At 31.2% G+C, this 24,340-nt stretch carries 22 protein-coding genes and 3 pseudogenes; 15 read left to right on the top strand and 10 right to left on the bottom strand.

Features of this window, described 5'->3' with window-relative positions; genetic code table 11:
* The first annotated feature begins 271 nt into the window (after nt 1–271).
* Both RMO70_RS16160 and RMO70_RS16155 read left to right on the top strand, forming a co-directional pair.
* Complete coding sequence (locus tag RMO70_RS16160; RefSeq protein ID WP_310557475.1) at nt 272–1,663, top strand: amino acid permease; 1,392 nt, start codon at nt 272–274, stop codon at nt 1,661–1,663.
* Between the two features lie 61 nt (nt 1,664–1,724).
* Complete coding sequence (locus RMO70_RS16155; protein ID WP_310557474.1) at nt 1,725–2,246, top strand: hypothetical protein; 522 nt, start codon at nt 1,725–1,727, stop codon at nt 2,244–2,246.
* A 38-nt stretch (nt 2,247–2,284) separates the two neighbouring features.
* Here the strand turns inward: RMO70_RS16155 and RMO70_RS16150 are convergent, their stop codons facing one another.
* The gene (locus RMO70_RS16150) at nt 2,285–4,357 is read right to left on the bottom strand and encodes a M1 family metallopeptidase (RefSeq protein ID WP_310557473.1); all 2,073 of its coding nucleotides are present in this window, start codon (nt 4,355–4,357) and stop codon (nt 2,285–2,287) included.
* A 137-nt stretch (nt 4,358–4,494) separates the two neighbouring features.
* On the opposite strand from RMO70_RS16150, the gene RMO70_RS16145 reads away from it, so the two are divergent.
* The 6 genes from RMO70_RS16145 (at nt 4,495) to RMO70_RS16120 (ending at nt 13,598) form a co-directional block, all read left to right on the top strand.
* Entirely contained in the window at nt 4,495–4,995 is a 501-nt protein-coding gene (locus RMO70_RS16145) for a hypothetical protein (RefSeq protein ID WP_310557472.1), read from the top strand.
* Nucleotides 4,996–5,694: an aspartyl/asparaginyl beta-hydroxylase domain-containing protein gene (locus RMO70_RS16140; RefSeq protein WP_310557471.1), complete on the top strand. Its 699-nt coding sequence runs from the start codon at nt 4,996–4,998 to the stop codon at nt 5,692–5,694.
* Nucleotides 5,695–5,890: 196 nt separating this feature from the next.
* Nucleotides 5,891–7,999 carry an ATP-dependent DNA helicase RecG gene (recG, locus tag RMO70_RS16135; protein WP_310557470.1) on the top strand — a complete coding sequence of 703 codons (2,109 nt, stop codon included), beginning with the start codon at nt 5,891–5,893 and terminating at the stop codon, nt 7,997–7,999.
* A gap of 45 nt (nt 8,000–8,044) precedes the next feature.
* Nucleotides 8,045–9,154 carry a lactonase family protein gene (locus tag RMO70_RS16130; protein ID WP_310557469.1) on the top strand — a complete coding sequence of 370 codons (1,110 nt, stop codon included), beginning with the start codon at nt 8,045–8,047 and terminating at the stop codon, nt 9,152–9,154.
* A 77-nt stretch (nt 9,155–9,231) separates the two neighbouring features.
* Nucleotides 9,232–11,724, top strand: coding sequence for a PIG-L family deacetylase (locus RMO70_RS16125; RefSeq protein ID WP_310557468.1), 2,493 nt, complete (start codon nt 9,232–9,234; stop codon nt 11,722–11,724).
* Nucleotides 11,725–11,882: 158 nt separating this feature from the next.
* Entirely contained in the window at nt 11,883–13,598 is a 1,716-nt protein-coding gene (locus tag RMO70_RS16120) for a sodium:solute symporter (protein ID WP_310557467.1), read from the top strand.
* A 61-nt stretch (nt 13,599–13,659) separates the two neighbouring features.
* On the opposite strand, the gene RMO70_RS16115 is transcribed toward RMO70_RS16120, so the two are convergent.
* Nucleotides 13,660–14,514, bottom strand: coding sequence for a DUF2911 domain-containing protein (locus tag RMO70_RS16115; RefSeq protein ID WP_310557466.1), 855 nt, complete (start codon nt 14,512–14,514; stop codon nt 13,660–13,662).
* Between the two features lie 139 nt (nt 14,515–14,653).
* On the opposite strand from RMO70_RS16115, the gene RMO70_RS16110 reads away from it, so the two are divergent.
* The 3 genes from RMO70_RS16110 to RMO70_RS16100 all read left to right on the top strand — a co-directional run bounded on the left by RMO70_RS16110 (nt 14,654) and on the right by RMO70_RS16100 (nt 17,334).
* Nucleotides 14,654–15,121, top strand: coding sequence for an SRPBCC family protein (locus RMO70_RS16110; RefSeq protein WP_310557465.1), 468 nt, complete (start codon nt 14,654–14,656; stop codon nt 15,119–15,121).
* Between the two features lie 60 nt (nt 15,122–15,181).
* The gene (locus tag RMO70_RS16105; RefSeq protein WP_310557464.1) at nt 15,182–15,880 is read left to right on the top strand and encodes an SDR family oxidoreductase; all 699 of its coding nucleotides are present in this window, start codon (nt 15,182–15,184) and stop codon (nt 15,878–15,880) included.
* Between the two features lie 167 nt (nt 15,881–16,047).
* Nucleotides 16,048–17,334, top strand: coding sequence for a deoxyribodipyrimidine photo-lyase (locus RMO70_RS16100; protein ID WP_310557463.1), 1,287 nt, complete (start codon nt 16,048–16,050; stop codon nt 17,332–17,334).
* Between the two features lie 64 nt (nt 17,335–17,398).
* Here RMO70_RS16100 and RMO70_RS16095 read toward each other — a convergent pair.
* Both RMO70_RS16095 and RMO70_RS16090 read right to left on the bottom strand, forming a co-directional pair.
* Nucleotides 17,399–18,115, bottom strand: a pseudogene (locus tag RMO70_RS16095) (SDR family NAD(P)-dependent oxidoreductase).
* A gap of 40 nt (nt 18,116–18,155) precedes the next feature.
* A complete protein-coding gene (locus RMO70_RS16090; RefSeq protein WP_310557462.1) occupies nt 18,156–18,815 on the bottom strand; it encodes an HAD family hydrolase in 660 nt (219 codons plus the stop codon).
* 102 nt (nt 18,816–18,917) lie between these two features.
* On the opposite strand from RMO70_RS16090, the gene RMO70_RS16085 reads away from it, so the two are divergent.
* The 3 genes from RMO70_RS16085 to RMO70_RS16075 are packed head-to-tail and all read left to right on the top strand — an operon-like array spanning nt 18,918 to nt 20,334.
* Nucleotides 18,918–19,460 carry an RNA polymerase sigma factor gene (locus RMO70_RS16085; RefSeq protein WP_310557461.1) on the top strand — a complete coding sequence of 181 codons (543 nt, stop codon included), beginning with the start codon at nt 18,918–18,920 and terminating at the stop codon, nt 19,458–19,460.
* A gap of 24 nt (nt 19,461–19,484) precedes the next feature.
* Entirely contained in the window at nt 19,485–19,877 is a 393-nt protein-coding gene (locus RMO70_RS16080; RefSeq protein WP_310557460.1) for a hypothetical protein, read from the top strand.
* Between the two features lie 10 nt (nt 19,878–19,887).
* Complete coding sequence (locus tag RMO70_RS16075; RefSeq protein WP_310557459.1) at nt 19,888–20,334, top strand: sensor of ECF-type sigma factor; 447 nt, start codon at nt 19,888–19,890, stop codon at nt 20,332–20,334.
* A gap of 28 nt (nt 20,335–20,362) precedes the next feature.
* Here RMO70_RS16075 and RMO70_RS16070 read toward each other — a convergent pair.
* Nucleotides 20,363–20,752 (bottom strand): annotated as a pseudogene (locus RMO70_RS16070) (acyl-CoA thioesterase).
* Nucleotides 20,753–20,850: 98 nt separating this feature from the next.
* On the opposite strand from RMO70_RS16070, the gene RMO70_RS16065 reads away from it, so the two are divergent.
* Nucleotides 20,851–21,246, top strand: coding sequence for a glyoxalase (locus tag RMO70_RS16065; protein ID WP_310557458.1), 396 nt, complete (start codon nt 20,851–20,853; stop codon nt 21,244–21,246).
* A 58-nt stretch (nt 21,247–21,304) separates the two neighbouring features.
* Here the strand turns inward: RMO70_RS16065 and hisIE are convergent, their stop codons facing one another.
* The 5 genes and pseudogenes from hisIE to RMO70_RS16040 all read right to left on the bottom strand — a co-directional run.
* Nucleotides 21,305–21,904, bottom strand: coding sequence for a bifunctional phosphoribosyl-AMP cyclohydrolase/phosphoribosyl-ATP diphosphatase HisIE (hisIE, locus tag RMO70_RS16060; protein WP_310557457.1), 600 nt, complete (start codon nt 21,902–21,904; stop codon nt 21,305–21,307).
* A 67-nt stretch (nt 21,905–21,971) separates the two neighbouring features.
* On the bottom strand, nt 21,972–22,727 hold the full coding sequence (gene hisF / locus RMO70_RS16055; RefSeq protein WP_310557456.1) for an imidazole glycerol phosphate synthase subunit HisF: 756 nt from the start codon (nt 22,725–22,727) through the stop codon (nt 21,972–21,974).
* A gap of 97 nt (nt 22,728–22,824) precedes the next feature.
* Nucleotides 22,825–23,547: a 1-(5-phosphoribosyl)-5-[(5-phosphoribosylamino)methylideneamino]imidazole-4-carboxamide isomerase gene (gene hisA / locus RMO70_RS16050; RefSeq protein WP_310557455.1), complete on the bottom strand. Its 723-nt coding sequence runs from the start codon at nt 23,545–23,547 to the stop codon at nt 22,825–22,827.
* Between the two features lie 16 nt (nt 23,548–23,563).
* Complete coding sequence (gene hisH, locus RMO70_RS16045) at nt 23,564–24,157, bottom strand: imidazole glycerol phosphate synthase subunit HisH (protein ID WP_310557454.1); 594 nt, start codon at nt 24,155–24,157, stop codon at nt 23,564–23,566.
* A 60-nt stretch (nt 24,158–24,217) separates the two neighbouring features.
* Nucleotides 24,218–24,340 (bottom strand): annotated as a pseudogene (locus RMO70_RS16040) (bifunctional histidinol-phosphatase/imidazoleglycerol-phosphate dehydratase); the annotation flags it as partial.

Here is a 24,340-nt window from a genome sequence, read left to right as displayed (position 1 = left end):
TCTAAAATTTATAGCTTTTGTTATTTATATGTTACACTGTTGTTGTGTTGCGTGAGTGATGGCAGTGGAGCTCTTTTTTTGAGAGGCGTTTTTCAGCCTCTCAAAAAAAAGCGGGAACGTACAGCACGGCCCGAAGTTTTTACGAAGGGACACGCCCAAAAGAAAAAGCTACTGTTTATAGAATTTTGCTAATTTAAAATTACTATTTCGTAGAAATTTTGTTAGGATATATCAAATCAAATAGCGTAAATTCGGGATTTAAAAAGTAAATATGCCTAATAACTCACAAAATTTAAGTCGAACTCTTGGTTTATCCAGTGTCATTGTAATTGTTGTATCGAATGTTCTTGGTTCTGGAGTGTATAAAAAAGTAGCTCCAATGGCATCCGAACTAAATTCTTCGGCTTGGGTAGTAATTGCTTGGATTGTGGGTGGTATTATCACATTGTTTGGAGCTTTGTGTAATGCAGAAATTGCGGGTTTATTGTCTGATACTGGTGGCGAATACAATTATTATAAAAAAATATACAATAAATTTTTTGCTTTTATTTTTGGTTGGTCGTTGTTTGCCGTTATCCAAACTGCAGCTATTGCTTCTGTGGCATATGTTTTTGGACAATCCTTAAATAACCTGCTTTCATTACCGTTGCTTTTTCCAACATTACAGAAGTTTTCGATAGCTGGTGTTTTTTTTCCTTTTGAAAATTTTTCGGTAAAGTTTATCACCATACTAATAATTATTTTTTTATCGTGGGTAAATTCTAAAGGTGTAAAATCGAGTGCAAATTTTAGTAATTTCTTACTTGGATTGATTGTGTTAGGAATTGGATTAATCATAATTTTTGGTTTAGGAAGTCCTCAATCTATAGTGGAACAGTCTTTTGAATTAAATACTAAAGAAAACAGTGTTACAATAAGTTCTTTTTTTACTGCAATGCTTGCTGCTTTTTGGGCGTATCAAGGTTGGGCATCGATAGGATATATTGGTGGTGAGGTGAAAAATCCTAAAATAAATATTCCGAAAGGAATCACGATTGGTGTGATAATAGTTATTGTAATATATGTAGTTGTAAATATCACTTATTTATCGATTTTATCTATTCCTGAATTAAATAGCATTAATGCCAGTGGAAATCAAATTGCTGCTGTAACAGTTATGGAAAAAATTTGGGGTAATTTTGGTGTTGTTTTTATATCTATATTAGTTTTACTAACTACTTTTGGATGTACACATGTTACTATTTTAGCAAGTTCTCGAACGTATTATGCTATGGCAAAAGAAAATTTATTTTTCCCAAGTGTCGCCAAGTTGAATAAGAATCAAGCTCCAGGAAGTTCTTTGCTATATCAGTGCGTTTGGGCTTGTATTTTAGTCCTTTCAGGATCGTTTGATCAACTAACAGATATGACGATTTTTGCCATTTTTATCTACTATGGCAGTACTGCTTTTGGCGTATTCATTTTACGAAAAAAACTTCCAGATGCCGAAAGACCCTATAAAGTTTGGGGATATCCAATTGTGCCTGTAATTTTTATTCTATTTTGTATTGTGTTTTTTGGAAATACGATACTAACCAGACCAAGAGAAGCCATTTTTGGGATGATATTAATGCTTACTGGAATACCGATGTATTGGTGGTTTAACAAAAAGAATCGAAATTAAATTTTTAAGTTTATTTGATTATTCGTTTATTTGTCAATAACAAAAAACAAATTCAATAAAAATGGATTATTCAAAACTTTTCGAAATACTGGCTTATACTTTACCTTCTTTAATTACTGGTGGCGTGGCTTATTATTTGTTTAATTCTTATTTTAAAGACCAACAAAACACGCGAAGATGGTTGTTGCAAAAGGAAAATCAGAAAGATTCGTTGCCTTTGCGATTGCAAGCTTATGAGCGAATGGCGTTGTTTTTGGAAAGAATAAATCCGTCAAAACTATTGATTCGAGTAACACCAAATTCTCAAGATAAAAACGATTATGAAAATTTGATCATTTATTCTATCGAGCAAGAATTTGAGCACAATTTGACTCAACAAATTTATGTAACAGACGAATGTTGGACAATCATTCTTACTGCCAAAAACACAATTATTCAAAACATTCGCAAAACCAATATGAGCGAAAAAGTAGTTTCTGCTGACAAACTTAGGGAAACTATTTTAAGGGATTTATTAGATAGTGAATCGCCTTGTAATGTGGCTTTGAATTATTTGAAGAAAGAAGTTTCTCAAATTATTTAATTTCGATTTTTCGAGAATTCGATTGTTTGATTGTTCGACTACTCGTTTAATAATTTTTGCAAACTTATTTTCTCTTTTTCAGAAAGTTTTGGAATTAAATCAGTTAATACTTTTCTAAATTCTTCTTTTTTAATTAAAGAACGAATCGTGTCTTTTCCAAACTTTACAAACTGCCATTTGTGATGTATAGTTGCATTGACAAGAGATTGCAAAACATTTTCATTTTCTGGATAAATGTTTAACACACTTTCCAAAGCATTTTGACGAATAGAACTGTCATAATTAGGTGATGTATATTCCATTAATTCGTTTCTAAAATCAGTTTGTTTTGTAGGTTCGTAATCCGGATTTTTTAAAGCTATTGTAAGCCAAGTAATTCGTAAATCTCGATCGTTTAGTCCAATCCAACTTTGAGATTGATTTAAATAAATTGTAACTTCTGTTGGAAATTGTTGGCACAAATTTGTCAATGCCATCTTACGGGTTTTATACGATTTGTCATTTAGCAACGTTTCATATTGCGTTTTAAAATCTAATGGAATGTTTTGCAAATTTTCCACAATTGCTTGGCGAACTTGAACATCATCAATTTGCATAGCAATTTGAATTAACTCTCTTTTTTCTTCAAAAGAAATAGCAGCTAACTGATAAATCACTTCTTGTTTGATAGGATAAAAAACATTCGATTTTAAAATCTGATCAAAAATTATTTTCTTTTCTTCCAGAGGAATTGGATACATTTTTTGCAAATCAAACAATTGTTTTATCGATTTATTTTTGCTCAAAATCTCCACTGCAACTTGGGTTTCAAAACCTGATTTCTCCAACCAATTTTTCTTGAAATTTTCCACATCATAATTAGAAATTTTTTTAATTTCTGCCAGAAAATCATCGGTAGTAATATTTTTAAATTTATATTTCTTGAGGTAATTTTTAACTGCTTTTTGGAAGTTTTTATAACCAACACCTTCTCGCAAAATATGCAATGCCCAAGCTCCTTTTTTGTAAAACGAAAGAGAACTCGCTTTTTCATTTAGTATAGGAATCAAGTCAGTTTGAGATGCTTCTGCTAATTCATTTGCCATTTTGAGCATTTCGAAATTAAAATGGTCTTCTCCAAAAATTTCTTTTTCTGCCAAAAGCGAATAGTAGGTTGCAAATCCTTCTTGCAACCAATGGTCTTTTCCAGAAGTTGCAGTAACCAGATTTCCAAACCATTGATGTGCCAATTCATGGGCATTTACATTGATATAATTCCTGTCATTAAAACCAATTTCATCGACCACATAATCTTGAGAAAAAATAGTAGCAGAAGTGTTTTCCATACCAGCATATAAAAAATCGTTAATAGGAACTTGACGGTAAACTTGCCAAGGATACTTCACTCCTATTTCTTTTTCCAAAAAATTAAACATATCTATTGAATGTTTATAGGTCGATTCAAATTTGGTAACGTCATCTGGCTTTAAGTACAATTCTATTGGGATGCCTGATTTTGATCTGTAATCTTTTTTATCAAATTTACCTATGGCTAGCATTACTAAATACGAAGACATTGGTTTTTGCATTTCATATTGCCATTTCTTAGTATTTGAATTGTCATTGGGGTCGATTAATTTTCCATTTGAAATTACTTCAAAAGTTTTATCAAACTCAATTTTTAAATTGAAAATTACTTTCTCATTTACATCATCAAAACTAGGCAACCAATGAGACGTATATTTCCCTTGACCCTGTGTCCAGATTTGCTCTGAGCTTGTCGAAGAGTCATTTTGTCCTATAAAATACAATGTTTGTTTCGGTATTGCTTTATAATAAAAAGTTAAAGTGTTTTTCCCTTTTTTAAACCCTTCAAATAATTGCAGTTGTTTTCCCGTATTTAAAAAATTTACTTCTTTTTTATTTATTTTTACTGAAGTAAATTGCATCTTTTGAGCATCAATCTTAATGGTATCAATGGTTGATGAAACTTTAAAATCGTATGTAACTTCACCAGCAATAGATTTATCAATTGCATTTGGAGTAACAGCCGCATTCATTTTGATAAAATCAATTTTTCGGGCTTGCTGAGCGTAAGAAAATGTGATGAGTAAAAGAAAAAAATATTTCATATTGTTTTATAATCTAAAATTCAAAAATACAACGCAATTTCTGATTTTTTAGTAAGTTTACAAACAGATAAAAATAAAACTGAAAGACAAAACTATTTTAATTATAGAAGTCGATAAATTTTTACCAAATTAAGTTTATGAAAGAAACGCCAGAAGTAATTAAAATTTTACATTTTTTAAAAGAAATACATATTGATGTAATTGAAAAACAATTAGAGAGCAATACTTTTTTACCCGGTTTAGCATTAGCCTCAAATTGTATTGAAATAGATTTTGACAAATTGTTATATCCCGGCGATATTTTACATGAAGCAGGACACTTAGCTGTGACAACTTCAGAAGAAAGAAAATTAATAGGTACCCATTTAATGCCTAAAGATTGGCCTACAGATGGAGATGAAATTGTCTCAATGCTTTGGTCATATGCTGCATTATGTCATTTAGAATTACCTGTAGAGTTTGTTTTTCACCCAAATGGATATAAAAATGAATCACTCTGGTTGATTGAAAATTATACAAATGAAAGTTATATTGGATTACCTCTTTTAGAATGGATGGGACTCACATTAAGTAAAGAACGTGCTTCACAAGAAGGTAAAAAACCTTTTCCTACAATGACAAAATGGTTAAGAGATTAAATGATGAGTGAATTAATTAGATCTATAAAATTTCCTTTAGTTTTTGACACAAAACGTCTAAAACAAGATGTTGAGAATGTTATGTCACAAAAATGGATAAACCATTATAATACGAATGATTATAAAGGTGATTGGTCTTCGATTGCATTAATGTCTCAAGGGGGGAAATCCGATAATATTTATGCTCTGAACACCGGAAATAGCGAAGTCCTTTATACTGATGTATTACTTTCTTGCGATTATTTTAAAGAAATATTAGAACGGTTTCAATTTAAAAAAACATCAGTTCGATTGCTCCGTTTATCTGTTGGTGCCGAAATTAAACCACACAAAGATCATTGTTTAGGCTATGAAGATGGCTGTTTCCGAATGCACATTCCTATAATTACAAATAGCGAAGTACTATTTATTTTAGATAATAAACGTTTAATTATGAATGAAGGAGAATGTTGGTATATTGACGCTAATTTTACCCATTCCGTTTCAAATCACGGAAAGGAAGACAGAATCCATTTGGTTATTGATGGTATTCGAAACGAATGGACTGATGCTTTGTTTTTTCAACAAGCAACAGAAAATGAATTTGTTCGCCCAATACCTAAAATGAGTTCTGAACAAAAAGAATTGATGATTCAAGAATTAAAAAGAATGAATACACCAACTGCCAATCAAATTATTGATGATTTATTGAAAGAATAGAAATGAAGCATTACTTTAAATATATAATCAATATGTTACTAAAACTGTGAAAGATCAATAATTTCAAGAATTATGATGCTTTTCTTATGATTGTGGATAATTTAAATTAGTATAACTGTATACTTCAATCCTAAAATTTCAAAATCTTTTAAGAACGCGCTTTTTAAATTTACCTACAAAAAACTATCTTCGCATAATGCAAAACAATCTCTTCGAAACACCTATAGAATACCTAAAAGGAGTTGGTCCACAACGTGGGGATTTGTTGCGCAAAGAGTTGGGCATTTATAAATATGGAGATTTAATTAATTTTTATCCAAATAGGTATTTAGACCGAACCAAATATTATAAGATAAATGAATTACAAAATTCAACTGCTGAAGTTCAAATTATTGGCAAAGTAATCAATATAAAATCGGTTGAATTTGCCAAAGGAAAAAGTCGATTGGTTGCTACATTTATTGATGATACAGGTCAAATGGAGTTGGTATGGTTTCAAGGACAAAAATGGGTTCGGGAAAGTTTACAATTGAATGTTGTGTATGTCATTTTTGGGAAAACTACTTCGTTCAATAATACATTCAATATGGCACATCCTGAAATGGAATTACTGTCAGAACATCAGCAAAGTATTCGTTCGGCAATGCAACCCGTGTATCCAAGTACCGAAAAATTAACCAACCGTGGTATTTCGAATAAGGTTGTAAATAAAATGATGCAACAATTGTTTCAAGAAACGCACACTTTATTTTCGGAAACATTGCCGACTTATTTGATAGAAGAATTAAAATTGATTTCCAAAAAAGAGGCTTTAGTCAATATTCATTTTCCTAAAAGTTCGGAAGCTTTAGCCAAAGCTCAATTTCGATTAAAATTCGAAGAATTATTCTTTATTCAGTTGCAATTAATTACCAAAAACCTGATTAGAAAACATAAAATTAAAGGGTTTGCCTTTGATAAAGTAGGTGATTATTTCTCAGAATTCTTCAATAATCATTTACCTTTCGATTTAACCAATGCACAAAAAAGAGTACTAAAAGAAATCAGAAACGATTTAGGAAATCCCGCCCAAATGAACCGATTGTTGCAAGGTGATGTAGGTTCAGGTAAAACTATTGTGGCTTTTATGAGTATGCTTTTGGCATTAGACAATGGTTTTCAAGCTTGCTTAATGGCACCAACAGAAATTCTTGCCAATCAACATTTTATAGGTTTGTCAGAATTGGCTAATGCATTGGATATTAACATAAAAATACTCACTGGATCAAGTAATGCTAAAGCAAGGAAAATTATCCATGAGGAATTAGAAAATGGTAGTTTAGATATTTTAATTGGTACACACGCTTTGCTAGAAGATAAAGTACAATTCAAAAATTTAGGTTTGGCTATTATCGATGAGCAACATCGTTTTGGAGTGGAGCAACGTTCCAAATTATGGAAAAAAAATACCATTCCACCACACGTTTTGGTTATGACTGCCACTCCTATTCCTAGAACACTGGCAATGAGTTTGTATGGTGATTTAGACATTTCAGTTATAGACGAATTGCCACCTGGCAGAAAACCCATTCAAACCGTACATCGGTATGATTCGAATAGATTGAAAGTTTGGCATTTTATTCGAGATGAAATTACCAAAGGCCGTCAAATATATATTGTGTATCCGTTAATTCAAGAATCAGAAAAAATGGATTTTAAAGATTTAATGGATGGCTACGAAAGTATTTCAAGAGATTTTCCATTGCCTAAATATGCTATTTCTATCCTTCATGGAAAAATGAAACCAGCAGAAAAAGAATCTGAAATGAAACGCTTTGCCGAAGGGAAAACAAACATTATGGTTGCAACGACTGTTATTGAAGTTGGTGTGAATATTCCAAATGCATCTGTAATGATTGTCGAAAGTGCAGAACGTTTTGGACTCTCACAATTGCATCAATTGCGTGGTCGTGTAGGTCGTGGTGCAGATCAAAGTTATTGTATATTAATGACTTCACACAAAATTGGAGCCGATTCAAAAACCAGAATGGAAACTATGGTTGCCACCAATGATGGCTTCGAAATTGCCGAAGTTGATCTCAAACTTCGTGGTCCGGGCGATATTATGGGGAAACAACAAAGTGGTGTTCTCAACTTACAAATTGCCGATTTGGTTCGAGATCGAGACATTTTAATGCTTGCTCGCCATCACGCAATGAAACTCCTAAAAGATGATGCTCCAATGGAAAAACCAGAACACCAAACACTTCGGAAAGTTTTTATAGAACTATCTAAAAAGAAAAATATCTGGAATTATATCAGTTAAAATGTATCTTAGATTAAGATTAAAAAATAATCCTACAAGTAGTTTATGAAACATATATCTTATTTAATTACTGCATTTTTGTTATGTCTTATTGCAAAGGGACAAGAAAATAAACTCCATCTAGTTGTTGGAACCTATACAAATAGTTGCGACAGCAATGGTATTTATATATATACCTTTGATTCGAATACAGGCGAATTTATATATAAAAGTGCTTCTGATAAAATCATCAATCCAAGTTATTTGGCAGTTTCAAATGATCGTAAGTTTATCTATTCTGTATATGAAAATGGTTTACAAAGTAAGATTAGTGCTTTTGCATTTAATGAATTCACTGCTGAATTAAAGCTAATTAATACGCAAGATTCTAAAGGAGCCGATCCCTGTTACATTATTAATGATACTAAAAATGTAATTGTTGCCAATTATTCTGGAGGCAATATTTCTGTTTTTAGAAAAAATAATGATGGTAGTTTAACCGAAGCCAAACAAGTCATACAACATTTTGGTAAAGGAAAAAACAAGAACAGACAAGAAAAACCACACGTACATATGGTACATTTTTCTCCAGACAAAAAATACATTCTAGCCAATGATTTAGGTAACGATAAAGTGTATTCTTATAAATACAGTCAAGATGCAACAAAAGAAATTTTAAGACTAACAGATACTATAAATATTAAATCTGGAAGTGGACCAAGACATTTATGCTTTAGTAAAGACGGCAACTCGATTTATTTATTAAATGAACTTGATGGAACATTAAACACTTTTGGATATTCAAAAGGTAAATTAAAAAAGGTTGATGAAACCACAATTGTCACAAAAGATTTTAGTGGTGAGATAAGCGCAGCAGATATTCATATCTCACCAGATGGAAAATTTTTGTATGCCACAAATCGAGGAACAGCAAATACTATTTCAATTTTTAAAGTTCTAAAAAATAGAAAATTAGAATTTAAAGAAAATAGTAGTACTCTTGGAAAAACGCCTAGAAATTTCACTATCGATCCATCCGGAAATTTTCTTCTAGTTGCACATCAAAATTCAAATAATATTGTAATTTTTAAAAGAAACAAATCTACGGGGGCGATTAAGGATACTGGAAAAAGAATCAATCTATGTGCGCCAGTATGTTTGGTTTTTACCAAATAATTTTGTTAAAGAAACCTAAAAAACAATTCACAACTAGTATTAATCCTTACTTTTGGAACACATCAAAAAATAATCAAATGCATAAGTCTATTGCCCTAATTTTACTTTTACTTATAAGTCCATTTTCTTTCGCACAACAACCTGAAAAACTTAATGCAGTCGAAATTTACAATCAAATCCAAAAATTAAATTTCTTAGGTTCTGTTCTATTTATTGCAGCACATCCTGATGATGAAAATACTCGATTAATTTCGTATTTGTCAAACGAAAAAAAGGCACAAACTACTTATTTATCATTAACACGTGGCGATGGTGGTCAAAATTTGATTGGTACAGAGCTACGAGAATTATTAGGTGTTATAAGAACGCAAGAACTAATAGAAGCTAGAAAAATTGATGGTGGTCAACAACTATTTTCTCGTGCAAACGATTTTGGTTATTCAAAAAATCCAGATGAAACACTAGAAATTTGGGACAAAAATCAAGTATTGAGTGATGTAGTTTGGGCAATTAGAAAGTTGCAACCCGATATTATAATTAACCGTTTTGACCATCGTTCGCCTGGAACAACACACGGACATCATACGGCTTCGGCTATGTTGGGTTTTGAAGCTTTTGATAAAGTAAATGACGCTTCGGTTTTTCCAGAACAATTAAAACTAGTGCAAACTTGGCAACCCAAACGGATTTTTTTTAATACTTCTTGGTGGTTTTACGGAAGCAGAGAAAAATTTGAAAAAGCAGATAAAACTAATTTAACCCAATTTCAAATGGGTGTTTATTATCCTTCTATCGGAAAATCAAACCAAGAAATTGCTGCTTTGAGTCGTAGTCGTCATCAATCACAAGGATTCGGAAGCACAGGAACAAGAGGAGATGAAAGTGAATATTTAGAATTCTTAAAAGGAGAAGCGCCAAAAGATAAAACCAATATTTTTGATGGAATTGATACGTCTTGGAACAGAGTAAAAGGTGGAAAAATTATAGGTGATATTTTAGTTTTGGTGGAAAAAAACTTCGATTTCAAAAATCCTTCAGCCAGCATTCCAGAATTGGTAAAAGCATATGAATTAATTCAAAAATTAGACGACACACATTGGAAAAAAATCAAAACCGAAGAAATTAAAAAAATTATTACTGCTTGTTCTGGCTTGTATCTTGAAGCAGTAGCTGATAATCCAGAAACTACTATTGGCGGATTAGTAAAGCTAAAACTCGAAGCTATAAACAGAAGTGCAGTGAAAATGAACTGGAAATCGTATGAGACTTTTCCGTCTGCACCAGTTTCTTTTCTAGAAATACCTTTAGAAAATAATAAAAATAACAGTAAAAATATTGAATTAACCATATCTGAAAACACAGAATTTACCGATGCCTATTGGTTAAAAAATGCTGGTACAGTTGGAATGTATCGTGTAGATGATCAAAAAAACATTGGAATTCCTGATGTTTTACGTCAAGTAAAAGTCACTTTTATTATTGAAATAAATGGTGTCACAATTCCTTTTGATAGAAATGTGGTTTACAAAATAAATGATGATGTAAAAGGTGAAGTTTATCAACCTCTAGATGTTGTGCCAAGCGTTACTTCTTCATTTTCAGAAAAAGTTTATATTTTTAATAATGATAAATCAAAAACTATATCTATAAAAGTAAAAGCTGGGAAAGACAATTGCAATGGAAATTTAAAGCTGGAAGTTCCTGCTAATTGGTCGGTTACTCCTAAAGAAATTCCATTTACCTTACCTAAAAAAGGCGAAGAGCAAACTGTTTTATTTACAGTAATACCTTCAAAAACAGCTAGCGAAATTTTATTAAAAAGTATTGTTAGTATTGATGGAAAAACTTTCGATAAAGAACAAATCAATATTAATTACAATCATATTTACAAACAAGTTGTTTTAAGACAAGCCGAAGCCAAAGCCATAAAATTGGATATTAAAACAAAAAACGAGCGAATAGCCTATATTATGGGTGCTGGAGACGAAGTGCCAAAAAGTTTAACGCAAATGGGCTATGAAGTTTCTATTCTAAAACCTGAAGAAATTACTAACGAAAAACTACTGTATTTTGATGTGGTTATGACAGGAATTAGGGCTTACAATGTAGTTACGACATTAGGTTTTAAACAAAATATTTTATTTGATTTTGTGAAAAATGGAAAAACAATGATTGTACAATACAACACTCTTGACGATTTGGTTACCAAAGATTTAGCTCCTTTCCCACTCAAAATTTCTAGAGATCGAGTTACTGAAGAGAATGCAATAGTAACGTTTCTCGCACCTGAACATCCAATATTAAATACACCAAATAAAATAACTTCAAAGGATTTTGATGGTTGGAAACAAGAACAAGGTTTGTATTATCCTAATGATTTTGATGCTAACTTCACACCTATTTTATCCGCAAATGATAAAGGAGAAACTGCAAAAAAAGGTGCATTGTTAGTTGCCAAATATGGTAAAGGAAACTATATTTATACAGGTTTAAGCTTCTTTAGAGAATTGCCTGAAGGCGTTGCAGGAGCTTATAGATTGCTGGCTAATATGATAGCGATTGGGAAGTGAAATTTTAAAACAAAACACAAATTAATTCGTGTAAATTAGTGGTAAACCAAAAAACTATGACCGAAAAACCAACTTGGAAAAAAAGTTATACTTTAGTATTAATTGCCAATGCAATTTATATCCTTATTTTTCTTTTTCTGAATAAAATATTCTTCTAAATGCAATTACTCGACTGGATTATTCTATTTTCGACTTTACTTTTTATAGTATCCTATGGCATTATAAAAACTCGAAAAAGTGAGACTATTGACGATTATATTTTAGGAAATAAAGAAACCCGTTGGTGGACAGTTGGTATATCAGTAATGGCAACCCAAGCTAGTGCTATTACATTTTTATCAACCCCTGGGCAAGCATTTATAGATGGAATGGGATTTGTACAATTCTATTTTGGTTTGCCTCTCGCTATGGTAGTTATTTGTTTTACATTTATACCTATATATAACAAACTAAAAATTTATACTGCTTACGAATATTTAGAACAACGATTCGATTTAAAAACAAGATCATTAGCAGCTATTTTATTCTTAATTCAACGCGGATTAGGAACAGGTTTGACCATTTATGCACCAGCCATTATTTTATCTACTATTTTGGGATGGAATCTCAATTTACTCATTATCATTATTGGGTTTTTAGTAATTATTTATACCGTTTCGGGCGGGACAAAAGCCGTAAATGTTACGCAAAAGCAACAGATGTTTGTCATTTTTTCTGGGATGTTTATTGCTTTTTTTATCATTTTAAAATTACTTCCTAGCGATATTTCGTTTACCAATGCACTTCAAATTGCGGGTGCCAATGGCAAAATGGATATTGTAAATTTTTCTTTCGATCCTAAAGTAAAATATACTTTTTGGAGTGGTATTGCGGGTGGGTTTTTCTTGAGTTTGGCTTATTTTGGAACTGATCAATCGCAAGTTGGTCGCTATTTATCTGGTAAATCAGACAAAGAAAGCCAAATGGGACTTATTATGAATGGTTTGCTAAAAGTGCCTATGCAATTTTTTATTTTGCTAACGGGTGTAATGGTTTTTGTGTTTTTTCAGTTTCATTCTGCTCCTTTACATTTTAATCCAAACAACAATAAACTTGTCGAAAACTCAATTTATGCAAAAGAATACAACCATTTAGAAAATCAATTGAATTCTTTATTAGACGAAAAAACAAAAGTCAATTTGTTGTATGTTGCTCATTTGAAACAAAAAATTTCTAATAATCAAATAAAAGAAAAATTAGTCGAAATTTCAACTAAAGAAAAAGAGTTACGCAAACAAGCCAAAGATATTATCAAAAAAGTAGATGCTAATGCGGAAACTAATGATAAAGATTATGTTTTTATCCATTTCATATTAAACTATTTGCCTAAAGGTTTGATTGGATTATTGCTCGCTGTAATATTATCAGCAGCAATGTCATCATCAGCATCTGGATTGAGTGCTTTGGGTTCTACTATGGCAATTGATATTTATAAACGAAACGTAAAAGAAGAAAAAACAGACAAACATTATGTAAATGCTACAAAATTTTTCACACTATTCTGGGGAATTATTGCTATTGGGTTTGCTTGCTTGAGTTCGTTGTTTGACAATTTAATACAATTGGTAAACATAGTTGGTTCTATATTTTATGGAACGGTTTTAGGTATTTTTCTTGTTGGTTTTTATATAAAATTTGTCAAAGCCAATGCCATATTTATTAGTGGATGCATAAGTCAAATAACTATAATTCTAATTTATTATTTTGCCATTCACATTTATCCTGGTGAGGAAAAACTAAGTTATTTATGGCTTAATTTTATTGGTTCAATGCTAACAATAGTTATGGCGATATTGATTCAATTTTTATCCAAAAAAGAGATTTTACAAAACTAAAATTTAAAAAAAATAGCCACAAACTTTAAAATTTGCGGCTATTTTTTTAATTTGAATGAAATTATTTTTTACTCCATTCTACAATACTATCGTTATTCATTTTAACGTAATCCGCATTTTTAGCTTTTTCAGCACCAGCCAAAGATAATTTAGCGGTATCAATAGCGCCTTTCTTATCGTTTAATTTACCTTGAACTAACGATTTTAATCTTAAATACCAAAAAGGAACATCAGCACCAGCTTTTGTCATAGCAATTGCTTTATTAACATATTCTAATGCTTTATTCAAATCTCCGTTAGATTGAAAAAAGTATTGTGCCGAAGAAAAATAATCACCAGCAGATGGTCCAGCCAAAGCCTTCTCAATACTTGCATTTGCAGTTTTTTGAGTTGGAACTTCAAACTTTACTGCAACCAAAGTTTTCTCCCAAGACATTTCTAAATGACCAAAATTGTTATCTAAATTGTTAATAGAAATAGTAAAACTTTCTACATTTCTATTCAAAGCTTCTGTTTTCACAGATGTTTTCAAAGCCACTTTTGCTTCACTATATTCTTCTGGAGTTCCCCAATTATCAGTGTCTGAATAGAAAACAACTTCCCAACTGTCCGCTTTTGGAGTAGTAAATAGTGCATATTTACCTTTCTTTAAAGTAGATCCATTGATAACTACATCTTCACTAAAATTTACAGTTGTATTTCCATTTGCTCCTGTTCTCCAAAGCTTTCCAAAAGGCACCAAATCTCCAAAAACAACTCTACCTTTTGCACTCGGTCTAGAATATTCCACTGACACATCAGTCAAACCTACCACTTGCGTGAAACTTGCTTTTGGGCTTGGTTGAGGGGTTTTTACTTGTGCTTCAATTGTTACCGAAGCAATCATTAGCGCTAACGCTATAATAACTTTTTTCATAATTTTTTTAGATTGTTTATTTATCAAAGATAAAATTTCGCTGTGATACCTATTGTTAAGGAAAGCATAAATTAAAAAAAAATTGTTTAAAGTTTTGTTTGTTTTATTAAACAAACACTAACTTTGTTAAAAAAAATTAATGAGAATATACACATTACATACCAAACAGAATTTACCAATTTCAATAGATGAGGCTTGGGAATTCCTTTCTGACCCTAAAAATTTAAAGACAATTACGCCTGATTATATGGGTTTTATTATCAAATCTGGAGCGGATAGACCAATGTTTGCTGGGCAAATCATTCAATATATAGTCACACCTGTTTTAGGAATTCCAACTAAATGGGTAACTGAAATTACACACGTCAAAGATAAAGAATATTTTGTTGATGAACAACGTTTTGGACCTTATGCCTTGTGGCATCACAAACATTTTTTAAGAGAAATTCCTGGTGGAGTCGAAATGGAAGACATTATCGATTATAAACTGCCAATGGGAATCTTAGGTCAATTGGTACATCCATTTTTGGTAAAGCCAAAATTGAAAGAAATTTTTGAACATAGAGAAAAAAAACTAATGGAACTTTTTGGTGAATACAAATCGTAGTAGATACGAACTCAAAAGATGCACTGTTTTTGGGTCTCAACTACAAAAAAATAAAAAATTATGAAAAATATACTCTTAATAGGTGGTTCTTACGGAATTGGCTTAGCCATCGCCAAAGAATTGCAAGTAGGTAATAAAGTTTTTATTGCCTCAAGAACAAACCAAGAATTATCTGGTTTAAATGTGACTCACATTCCATTTGATGCTTCCACTGATGTTTTAGATACCTCACAATTACCAGCTATCATTGACGGATTGGTATATTGTCCAGGAAGTATCAATCTTCGCCCGTTTAAAGCATTGAAAATTGAAGCTTTTGAAACCGATTTGCAAATCAATTTCATTAGTGCTGTCAAAGTCATTCAAGCCGTTTTACCTAATTTAATAGCTTCTGAACAATCCAGTATTGTCCTTTTTAGTAGTGTTGCAGCAACTATGGGAATGCCTTTTCACACCAGTGTTGCCGCTGCAAAAGGTGCTATCGAAGGCTTTGCCAAAGCACTAGCTGCCGAATATGCTCCCAAAATTAGAGTCAACGTGATTGCGCCATCATTAACGGATACACCGCTGGCTGATAAATTTTTGAATAATGATGAAAAGAAAGAAAAATCATCATTGCGCCATCCATTAAAACGATTTGGAACAACCAATGACATTGCACAAATGGCAAGTTTCCTTATTAGCGATAAAAGCAGTTGGACATCAGGACAAATTTTTCACATAGATGGCGGAATGTCAACGCTTTTAGTTAACCAATAGTAATTTCAAAATTCAATTGCAATATCAATTATGAAAAATGTATTTAATAGCAATTTTTTAATATTTATTTTTTTATTTTTAGATTTGATTTTTGTGTTTAGTTGATTGTTTTTTGCTTTTGAATTTTGATATTGATTTTTGACATTGATTTTTATAATTATTTTTTTATGAATATATTTTGGTTTCGACGTGATTTACGACTAGACGATAATGTGGGATTGTTTCACGCTTTAAACAGTGATGAAAATGTATTGCCTATTTTTATTTTTGATTCAGAGATTCTCACACAATTACCAAAAGAAGATCATCGGGTGAGTTTTATTCACGAATTGTTGACTAAAATGCAATTTCAATTTGAATCAAAAGGAAAATCATTAGCCATTTTTTACGGAAAACCAATAGATGTATTTACGAAATTGGTTTCCGAAAATAAAATCAAAACTATTTTTACCAATCACGATTACGAACCTTATGCTCGCAAGCGTGATAAAGAACTCAACGAAGTTTTTAAAACAAATAACATCGAATTCAAAACCTGTAAAGACCAAGTCATTTTTGAAAAAAGCGAAGTCACCAAAGACGACGGATTACCTTATGTGGTTTATACGCCATATTCTAGAAAATGGAAAGAAAACTTCAGTAAAATCAAATTAAAAAATTATAATTCAGAATATTTTCTAGACAAAATAGTCGTTCACTCCTACCCTTTTCTGAGTTTAAATGATATTGGTTTTGTAGCATCTAAAATCAAACTTCCTATTTATGATATTTCTTCAAGTTTAATTGATAAATACGAAGAAACAAGAAATTTTCCAGCACTTTCTGGCACATCTATGTTAGGACCTTATTTGCGTTTTGGAGCAGTTTCAGTCAGAAAAATGATTATTGAAGCTATCAAAAGTAAAAACGAAACCTTCTTTAAAGAACTCATTTGGCGTGAGTTTTTTATGCAAATTCTATGGCATTTTCCACATACTATTCACAAAAGCTTTCGAGAAAAATACGATGCAATTATTTGGGAAAATAATGAAGATTTATTCCAAAAATGGTGTGATGGAAAAACAGGATATCCTTTTGTAGATGCTGGAATGCGAGAACTAAATGCTACAGGGCATATGCACAACCGAGTGAGAATGATTGTAGCGAGTTTTCTCTGCAAACATTTATTAATCGATTGGCGTTGGGGCGAAACCTATTTTGCACAAAAACTGTTTGACTACGAACAATCCAGTAATGTTGGCAACTGGCAGTGGGCTGCTGGATCTGGAGTTGATGCAGCACCGTATTTTCGTATTTTTAATCCAACAGAACAAATAAAAAAGTTTGATAAAGACTTAAAATACATCAAAAAATGGATTCCAGAATTTGAAACAAAACAGTATCCTGAACCTATTGTGGAACATAAATTCGCTAGAGAACGTTGTTTGAGAGTTTATAAAGAGGCTGTGGGATAAAATGTTTAATAGCTTGTTGTCAATTAGGGAATTAATAAGCCAAATTTGCAAATACAAACTATTTTTACATTTTGTCGTAAATAAAATTTGGAATTCTTTTTAAAATTATTGCAATTATTTTCCACCGTTTTGTTATATAAACTATTTTTCTCTTTTTTAATATTGCGTTATAAATTTGTTTTGATGCTTTTTCAACAGATGCAACCCAAAATAAATTGTCTCCTTTAGCCATTTCAGTATTTACAAAACCAGGTCTAATATCTGTTACAAATATCTTGGTTTCTAGTTGTTTTGCTTTTTGTCTTAAACCTTCCAAATAATTTATTTGATATGCTTTTGTTGCATTATAAGAAGTTGCCTGTCTATTCCCTCTAATTCCAGCAATTGAACTTATTGCAACTAAATGTCCAAATTTCTGTTTTTCGAAATAATTAAAAGCCCAATCAGCAACGCAAGTAAAACCTAAAACATTTGTTTAGATTGTTTTTTTTTCGATTTCAAAATTCAAATCAACATTTAAATCTCCAATTCCAGAACTTATAAATAGCAAATCGATTCCGCCTAATTCTTTTGTTAGGTCTGATAATTTAGTTTCAATTTTTTCAATTTCGGTTATGTCAAAAGTTTTAATTCTATATGATATTGGATTTTCTTTCTCGATTTCAGTCAGAAATTCCGTTCTCCTTCCTGCAATTCCAACTAAATATCCATTTTTTGTCAATAATTTTGCAAGTTCTTTTCCAATCCCAGATGTTGCTCCAATTATTATCGCTTTTTTCATCTTAAAGTATTTTTGGGATTTTTTATGTAAATACGCACAACTATGAATTTATGCTCTTTATTCTTTCATAACTCAATTCATCAAACTTACTAATTACTATATCTGCCAATGAATAATCTTGCAATTTAGAATTCACACTATCATAACCAATGCAATATATTCCAGCGGCTTTGGCAGCTTTAATTCCATTAGTACTGTCTTCAATAACAATACAATTTTGTTTTGGTGCAACCGAAAGCGATGCTGCGTGTTCAAAAATGGCTGGATGTGGTTTGGAATTCGGAAAATCTTCGCCAGAAACAATATGCGTAAAATAGTGATGCAAGTTGAACCGATTAAAAATTCTTTCAATCGTAACTTTTGATGAGGAAGAAGCCAAAATTAATTGAATTCCGTTTTGATGCAAATCTTTAATTAAATTTTCAACACCTTCTAATAGAAATAAATCTTCCTTTTTATCAAAAGCTTCATTGAAAAAATCACGTTTCGTATGGACTAAAACCTCAATTTCAAAAGGAATTTCGTAACGATCTTTCAATTTTTGATATATATTTTTAGTAGAATTTCCAGTAAAAGAAGCATACATTTCTGGAGAAACTTCAATATTTAATTCTTTGAAATGTTGTTGGTATGCATAGTGATGAACTGGTTCCGTATCTACAATTACGCCATCCATATCGAAAATTACAGTTTGAATCATTCTTTTGAGTTGCAAAGTTTAAAACTGCAAAGTTGCAAAGTTTTTACAAATAAATTAAACCTTTTTGAATATCTTTAGTCTTATTGTAAAACAAAGCAACACTTGCAAGACGAAAAAGCTTTTATCAACGAACTATTAAATCCGAAAACGCAAAACGAAGCGTTTCGAAAACTCTTGCAATTGTATCAAAAACCATTGTATAATCACGTTCGAAATATGGTTTTGAATCACGATGATGCCGACGATGTGTTGCAAAATACGTTTGTGAAAATTTTTCAAAACTTAAAAAATTTTAAAGGCGAAAGCAAATTATTTTCTTGGATGTATCGAATTGCAACCAACGAAGCAATTACTTTTATGCAACAACGTGCAAAAAAGCAAGGGATTTCAAACGAAGCTGTTCAGGAAAAAGAATTGAACAAACTGGAAAGCGACATCTATTTTGATGGAAATGAAATACAATTAAAATTGCAAAAAGCAATAGCCACTTTGCCTGATAAACAACAATTGGTTTTTAAAATGAAATATTTTGAAGAATTGAAATACGAACAAATTTCGGAAATTACATCAACTTCTGTTGGCGCTTTGAAAGCTTCTTATTTTCACGCAGTAAAGAAAATTGAAGATTTTTTGAAAACCAATTAAACCTTTTTAAACAATAGAAGTCTAATGAATATGAAACAATTTGATATAGATAATGAGCCAAAAATAGAACCTGGTTTTAAAATTCCTGAGAATTACTTTGAACAGTTTGAAGCTAAAATAATGAAACAAGTTATTGAAGTTTCGCCAAAAGAAGTAAAAGTGATTTCTATTTTTGCAAAAAATAAGTATTGGCTTTCAGCAGTTGCAGCGGTTTTTGTTTGCACAATGGGTATTGTTTTATTTCAAAATAGCAATGCAAACAACGCAACGGAATCAGAAGAATTGTTGGCTTATGAGTATTTAAGCACTATTGAAATTGCAGAACATTTAACTGATAACGATATTCAAGAAATTGAAGAGTCACTTAACACTTACGATTTAGAAACCAACAATTATATTCAAGAAAATATTTATTAAAATCACTAAAATGAAAAATATAGCAATCACATTATTACTATTTATACCTTTTTTGAGTTTTGCTCAGGAAAATGAAAAACGTGCTGAAAAAATCAAAAATTTGCGAATTGCATTTATTTCAACCAAATTAGATTTAACCACCGAGGAAGCACAAAAATTTTGGCCTGTTTTTAATAAATTTGATGACAAACAAACAATTTTGTTCAAGCAAAACAGACAATTAATGTTTAAATTAAAATCAGAAAACACATCTAATATTTCAGAAAAGGAAATGCAAGGGTTGTTAGATCAATCAGAAACTATTGAAACAGGAATGCAAAATAATAGAAAACAATTTGTCAAGGAGTTACAAGGCGTTATTCCGGCTCAAAAAATATTATTACTTAGAAAAATTGAAGATGATTTCAAGCAAAGGTTAATTTCTCAATTTCGAAAAGGAAACAATAAACAAGAATAGAGCTTTGAAAAGGTAGCCTCTTCACTTTTTAACTTTTTACTCTATCTTTAACATACTCGACTTGTGTTTTTCCGTGAGCTTTTGGTTTTCCATCTAGACCAAGATTTACCATAGTAATTGAAGCCACTTAGAGAATAATATCTCGTGTCATCATATTTCGAACTTCGCATCTTAGTGTTATTGACGAATTACCAAATTTAACCACCTGAATTCCAATTTCAATAATATCACCTTGTTTGGCTGAGCTTACAAAGTTAATTTCCGACATGTGTTTGGTTACTATTCTCGAATTTTCGAGTTGTACTATTGAGTACAAAGCCAATTCTTCATCTATCCAAGCTAAAAGTTGTCCGCCAAATAACGTTCCGTTGGGGTTTAAATCTTCTGGTTTTACCCATTTTCTAGTATGAAATCTCATATTTTTTTAAAATTACTTTTCAACACTAAATTACTAATAACTTTTTTAAATTTCCAAATTAATCCATTTCAATATTTCTTAATTTTAAAAGAAAAAAGATGGAAAATAGAGATTCAGAAATTTTTGATTTAAGAGGAGGTGTTTTAGGAAGTGTAACCCCGCAATCTTCCCCAGAAGAAGCATTTCAAAATATAACTTTACGACCAATTTTAAAATTGCAAAACGACTTGTTTGTTCAGGTTTTTATCAATTATGCTATAAAACAAAAAAATGTTTATTTTGCGCTAACTGTCGATAAAAAAATGAATTATATCGAAAATTCCATTCAACGGGATATTAAATTTAGAAATTTGTTAAAAGGAATGATTATAGGTTTTTTTACTGTAAATGAATTTCAAGAATATATCAAAAATTCCTCAAATTTGAACAAACGAATGATGAATCTGTTGATTGAACGATTAAAAAGCCAAATACAGCTGATTGAAATGGAATAGTGAAAAATATACCGCTAATTGGCTAATTTAAATTTAGCCAATTAGCGATTAAAAAAATTTATTTTTCTCTTGTCTCCAAAACTGAAACCACATCTTGCAATGTAAAACCTTTGGCTTGTAATAAAATTAGGTAATGAAATAGTAGATCGGCACTTTCGTCTAGAAATAAATCGTCATTATTGTCTTTGGCTTCTATTACAACTTCTATCGCCTCTTCTCCTACTTTTTGAGCAATTTTATTAATCCCTTTTTCAAATAAAGAAGCCACATAGCTTTTTTTCGAAGTAGCATTTTCCTTACGTTCTTGAATGGTTTTTTCTAATTTCGAGATAAATCCATAATTTTGATTGTTTGTTTCTTGCCAGCAGGTATCGAAACCAGTATGACACGTTGGTCCAACTGGATTTACTTGGATTAAAAGCGTATCATTATCACAATCATTTTTTATAGAAACCAAGTTTAAAAAGTTGCCACTCTCCTCACCTTTTGTCCACAATCTGTTTTTTGAACGGCTAAAAAAGGTTACTTTTTGAGTTTCTAAAGTTTTGTTGTAGGCTTCTTCATTCATATAACCAAGCATCAAAACCGTTTTGGTTGTAGCATCTTGAATGATGACTGGAATTAATCCGTTGTTATTTTTTGTATAATCTATATTCATATTGTTCAATATCAATGAAAATTGCAATGGCAAAAATCAATTTTTAATTCTTTATTAATTTAAATTTCTAAATTCTAACCACTATATTATGTCTTTTTAAAAACTGCTTTAATTCTGGAATTTCAATTTCTTGAAAATGAAAAACACTTGCTGCCAATGCTGCATCAGCTTTTCCGTCAATAAAAGCATCAACAAAATGTTCCCTATTTCCTGCACCACCAGAAGCAATTATTGGAATATTTACAATTTCAGATAATTTAGCCAAAGCTTCATTAGCAAAGCCATTTTTTGTTCCATCATTGTCCATTGATGTGAATAAGATTTCTCCTGCTCCACGAATTTCAACTTCCTTTGCCCAATCAAATAAATTGATTTCTGTTGGAACTTTTCCTCCTACCAAATGCACTTTCCATATTCCATCAATTTGTTTTGCATCAATAGCAACTACTACACATTGACTTCCAAAAGCCAAAGCCAAATCGTTAATCAATTGTGGATTTTTAACTGCTGAAGAATTAATAGAAACTTTATCTGCACCGTTTTTTAGCAACATTTCTACATCTTCGACTGATGAAATTCCGCCTCCAACTGTAAACGGAATATTGATGGTTTCAGCTACTTTCCAAACTAAATCTAGTAAAGTTTTCCTGCGTTCTTCAGTTGCAGAAATGTCTAGAAAAACCAATTCATCAGCACCAGTCTCCGCATATTTTTTGGCCAATTCTACTGGATCTCCAGCATCTTTTAAATCAACAAAATTAACGCCTTTTACTGTTCGTCCGTTTTTAATGTCTAGGCACGGGATTATTCTTTTTGTTAGCATTTTTTTTGTTTCACAGAGATTCACAAAGGTTTCACAGAAATACACAAAGTTCTTTGAGAATCTTTGTCTTTTTCTTTGTGTGTCTTTGTGAAATAATCTAGTTTATAATAAACATTTCTAATTGTTTTAATGTAATTCGGTTTTCGTAAATTGCTTTACCAATAATGGTTCCTTCGCAACCTAATTCGGCTAATTTAGGTAACTCATCAAAAGTAGAAATTCCGCCTGAGGCAATTAGTTTTATTCCTTTTGATTGTTCCAAAATTTTTGCATACAAATCAAAACTTGGACCTTCCAACATTCCATCTTTAGCAATATCAGTACAAATGACATATTGAATTCCTTTTTCTTGATAATTTTGTATAAACGGAATCAAATCTTCTTTACTTTCTTCCAACCAACCTGAAACGGCAACTTTTTCGTTATTAGCATCGGCTCCCAAAATTATTTTATCAGCACCATATTTTGAAATCCATTCTTGAAATAGAATTGGGTTTTTAACCGCAATACTGCCACCAGTAATTTGGTTTGCACCACTTTCAAAAGCGATTCGCAAATCATTATCCGATTTTAATCCGCCACCAAAATCAATTTTCAAAGAAGTTTGTGAAGCAATTTGTTCCAAAATTTTATGATTTACAATCTGACTGGATTTTGCCCCATCTAAATCGACCAAATGTAAGTATTGAATGCCGTGTGCTTCAAATTCTTTAGCCACTTCAAGTGGATTTTCATTATAAATTATTTTGGTATTGTAATCGCCTTTGGAAAGTCGAACGCATTTTCCGTCGATAATGTCTATTGCTGGGATAATTCTCATTTTCTGACTTTAGATATTAGATTTCTGATTTTAGATTTAAAAAATTATTTAAAATTTGCTCACCCATTTTTCCACTTTTTTCAGGATGAAATTGCACTCCATAGAAATTATCTTTTTGTAATGCCGAAGTGTATTCAGTCTCATAATCAGTTAAAGCTATAGCGTCTGTACATTTTGGGGCATAAAAACTATGCACTAAATAGATATATTTATTTTCAGGGATGTTTTTAAATAATTCAGATTTTAGATTATAAATAGTATTCCAACCCATTTGTGGCACTTTTACTTTGCTTGAAAATTTAATTATATCCACATCAAAAATATTCAAGCCCATTGTATTTCCTTCTTCTGTGGATTTACACATCAATTGCATACCCAAACAAATCCCTAAAAAAGGTTGTTTTAATGTAGGAATTAAAATGTCTAGTCCACTCTCTTTAAGTTTTTTCATAGCACTACTCGCCTCTCCTACTCCTGGAAAAATAACCTTGTCTGCGTTTTTTATCTCTACCCAATTATTCGTTACAAAACCCTCATAACCTAATCTTTGAAGCGCAAACATAACACTTTGAACATTACCCGCTCCATAATCTATTATTGCTATTTTCATATTTCTGTTGTTGGTTGTTAGTTGTTGGTTCTTTTAAATGTCAACCAACAACTATTAACTTTAAAGCATTCCTTTAGTTGATGGTAAAATCATCTTTTCTACATCTCTTTTGACTGCCACTTTTATGGCTTTTGCAAATGCTTTGAAAATGGCTTCAATTTTGTGATGTTCGTTCGTGCCTTC

The organism is Flavobacterium sp., from assembly GCF_031422135.1.
Lineage (GTDB): Bacteria > Bacteroidota > Bacteroidia > Flavobacteriales > Flavobacteriaceae > Flavobacterium.
The sequence above is the reverse complement of the archived record's forward strand: the minus strand, read 5'-3'. Positions and strand labels throughout refer to the sequence as shown.